We start from the raw sequence: 3,615 nt of genomic DNA on the forward strand, positions 1-3,615 counted from the left end.
ATGGCGCGACCCGACGTAAACGCAGTAGCCCATGCCCATACACGTTATGGCCGTGCGTTTTCGGCATTAGGTGAGTTACTTAAACCTATTTCGCAAGATGCCTGCGTATTTTACGAAAACCACAGTGTATTTGATGTATTTAGCGGCGTAGTAGCCGACAGCGAAGAGGGCGACATGATAGCTAAATCACTGGCTGATCACTGCGCTGTTATTTTGCAAAACCATGGTTTACTTACCGTTGGTTCGTCGGTTGATGCCGCAGTTGCCAATTTTGTATTGCTTGATAGCTGCTGCCAAAGCCAGTTATTAGCGCAAGCCGCAGGCGAGCCTAAGCTTATTTCTCACGATATTGCGCTACACACTAAACAAGCCAATGGCTCAGAGCTAGTTACATGGGGGAACTTTCAGCCCATGTATCAGGTTGTTGCCGCAAAAGATAACAGCTTTTTAGATTAAAACACTGGCAATAGCTTAATTTTGATAGACTAAAATTTGCGCGGTAATGGCCCACACACCCAAAGCCGCGTTTAAATACTATGCACTCACACGCAAACACACACATTATAAAGATACGTTGAGGGTTTTATGAATATAACAACAATTAAAAACCACGCCGATGTTGGCAATTTAAACCTTGCTGAAATATCACCAGAGCAACTTCCTCACTCTACTTATCATGCCATTTTACAATCGGCAAAAAACTTTGGTGATGCAACCGCTATTGAATACATTTTAGATGGCGACTGCATTAGCGAAGCGCAAATTCCGTTTGCAAAAAAGCTTATTCACCGCATTTTAATGACTTTTAAAGGTAAAAGCTTTGCTAATCCGCACCGTAAAATGAGTTACAAAGCGCTCGCAAAAAACGTAACAGGGCTTGGTAATGCATTGCACTCATTGGGTATTACAAAAACCGAGGTAACCTCGCTGGTATTACCTAACTTCCCTGAAACCTATGTATCGCTTTGGGCAGCAGAGGCCGCTGGCATTGCAAACCCTATAAACCCCTTGCTTGAAGAGTCCATAATGAAAGAAATTATGATCTCAGCCAATACCAAAGTAATCATTGCCCTAGGCCCAGTCCCTGGTAGCGATATTTGGCAAAAAGTAATGGCAATTAAAGAGCATATACCCGGCCTAAAAGCGGTTATTAGCTTATTTGGTGACGACATAGCGTGCTCGCAAAATAATAAAGTACCCGTGTATGGGTTTAAAAAATTACTCGCGGCGCAAAGTACGCAAGCAGCTAATTTTACTTTGCCTGAGCAAAGCGATGTGTGCGCGTATTTTCATACGGGTGGTACCACCGGCTTACCAAAACTTGCCAAGCACTTGCACTTAAACCAGCTCACCAATGCAGGGCAGGTTAATTTATTTTCGCCAGTAAACGCAGGCGATACCATGCTAGTAGGTTTGCCCATATTTCATGTAAATGCGGCGGTAGCCACAGGCATAGCCTCGGTTATGAAAGGCTGTAAAATTTTACTCGCAAGCCCTTCTGGCTTTAGAGGTAAAAACATCGTTCAAAACTTACTCACCCTAATTAATAATTACGATGTAGCCGTTATGACCGCCGTACCTACGGTTTACGCTGCTATGGTTGAGCAAATTACCTCGCAAAAAATATCGGTGCCACCGCTTAAAATGAAGTTTGCCATTTGTGGGGCCGCGCCGCTTTCATCAGATTTACAAGCCCTGTTTACTAAACTCACAAACACCCCACTAGTAGAGGGTTATGGCTCAACTGAGGGCAGCTCGGTAAGTACGTTAATGCCTGTAAACCCAATTAATAAAGAGGCTTCTGTAGGGCTGCCAATACCTGGTATTACGCTTAAAATTGCCGATATAAACGAGCAAGGCACGCTTGTTAAAATTTGCGATACACTCGATGTTGGTGAAATAATAATAACCGGTAATAACGTATTTCCGGGTTATGTAGAAGATGCGCATAACCAAGGCGCATGGGTAGTTGATGAAAACGGCCAACAGTATTTTAGAACCGGCGATTTAGGAAAAATAGATGAGAGCGGGTATGTATCTTTATGTGGTAGGCAAAAAGAGCTAATAATACGTGGCGGACACAATATAGACCCCAAAATGATAGAAGATGCCGCAACCAGCCACCCCGAAGTAACACTTGCAGCCGCCGTGCCACGCCCCGACAGCTACGCAGGCGAAGTACCCGTACTTTACGTAACGCTAAGCCCAAATAGCACGCTTAAGCTTGATGCTCTCACCGCGTATGTTAGCGCCAACATACCTGAGCGAGCAGCAATACCAAAAGCTATTTATATAATTGATGAAATACCGCTTACTGCCGTAGGTAAAATTTATAAGCCCGAACTGGTTTGCCTAGAAATAAAACAAACCATTACAGAGGCTCTTAGCGAGCAATTAATCAACAAAACCGTGCAAATAAATGTGTTTGCTGATAAAAAGTTAGGCATAAAAGCCACAATTTTAGTTAATGAAGATGAGTTAAACGCGCTGCAACAACAGATAAAAACGCTGCTAACCCCGTACTCATTTAACTACGAAGTGCTGGCATTAAAAACAACAGAGGCCGCCTAATTTGAACGCATCATTTTTAACAGAAATCATACTCCCACTTGCACTTGCCCTTATTATGTTTGGCATGGGGCTTGGGCTTACAGTTGGCGACTTTACGCGGCTTTTTAAAAAGCCCTTAGCAATTGCTATGGGCTTACTAGGCCAAATTATTGCCATGCCGCTACTGGCTTTAGGTTTGTGTTATTTACTTAATTTACCCACGCCTATAGCAATAGGGTTAATGATTTTAGCCGCGTGCCCAGGTGGTACTATGTCAAACGTAGTGAGCCAGCTGGCAAAGGCTAATTTAGCGCTGTCGGTAAGCTTAACCGCTGCCTCAACTGCTATTAGCATTATTACCACCCCGTTTATTATTGGCTTTGCCATGCACCAATTTGCGCCGCAAGACGATGCTAATTTTTCTATATTAACCACATCACTTGGGCTATTTGTAATCACTTTAGTGCCTGTAGCCATAGGGATAAGCCTGCGCCATTTTAAAAGCGAATTTGCGATTAAAAGTGAGCCGTTTTTTAGGCGTTTTTCGTTATTTTTTATGCTCGCCATGATAGCCGCGTTAGTAATAAAAGAACGCGCATTACTGGTAAGCTCGTTTGATGCTGTATTTTGGGCCTGCCTTGCATTAAATATTGGCTCAATGGTCATTGGCTTGCTCATAGCTAAGCTTTCAAACCTTAACCTGACCGATTCACTAACACTTGGGATTGAGGTGGGTATTCAAAACGCATCGCTGGCTATTTTAATTGCTATAAGCTTTTTAAATAAGCCCGAATACGCAGTAACAGGCGGTGTATATGGCCTTGCCATGTTTATTGGGCCACTGTTATTAATTGCTGGGCTTAAGTTTAAAAACAAACGCCTTGTAAACGCTTAAAAAAAACAACGCGAAGCGCCAAATTTAGTTCACTAAGTTTGGCGCTTTTTTTATAGCTATTAACGTTTAAAAATATGCTGCACTTGCCCACGTAACCATATTAAAGCGTCGTCTTTATCAGTACTTTGATGCCAATATAAATGCTGATAAATAGCAGGCATAGTGGTGGG

Annotated in this window: 3 protein-coding genes; all 3 read left to right on the forward strand. The window is 42.8% G+C overall.

Going from position 1 to position 3,615, the window contains the following annotated elements; genetic code table 11:
* On the forward strand, window positions 1-456 hold a 456-nt coding region (locus tag B2R65_RS05135; protein WP_286741425.1), incomplete at its 5' end, for a class II aldolase/adducin family protein.
* Between the two features lie 129 nt (window positions 457-585).
* Window positions 586-2,571 (forward strand): AMP-binding protein, encoded by a 1,986-nt coding sequence (locus B2R65_RS05140; RefSeq protein ID WP_286741427.1) that lies wholly within the window; start codon window positions 586-588, stop codon window positions 2,569-2,571.
* 1 nt (window position 2,572) lies between these two features.
* Window positions 2,573-3,445: a bile acid:sodium symporter family protein gene (locus B2R65_RS05145; protein ID WP_286741429.1), complete on the forward strand. Its 873-nt coding sequence runs from the start codon at window positions 2,573-2,575 to the stop codon at window positions 3,443-3,445.
* Window positions 3,446-3,615: the final 170 nt, after the last annotated feature.

The organism is Pseudoalteromonas sp. UBA2102 (assembly GCF_002331165.1).
Lineage (GTDB): Bacteria > Pseudomonadota > Gammaproteobacteria > Enterobacterales > Alteromonadaceae > Pseudoalteromonas > Pseudoalteromonas atlantica.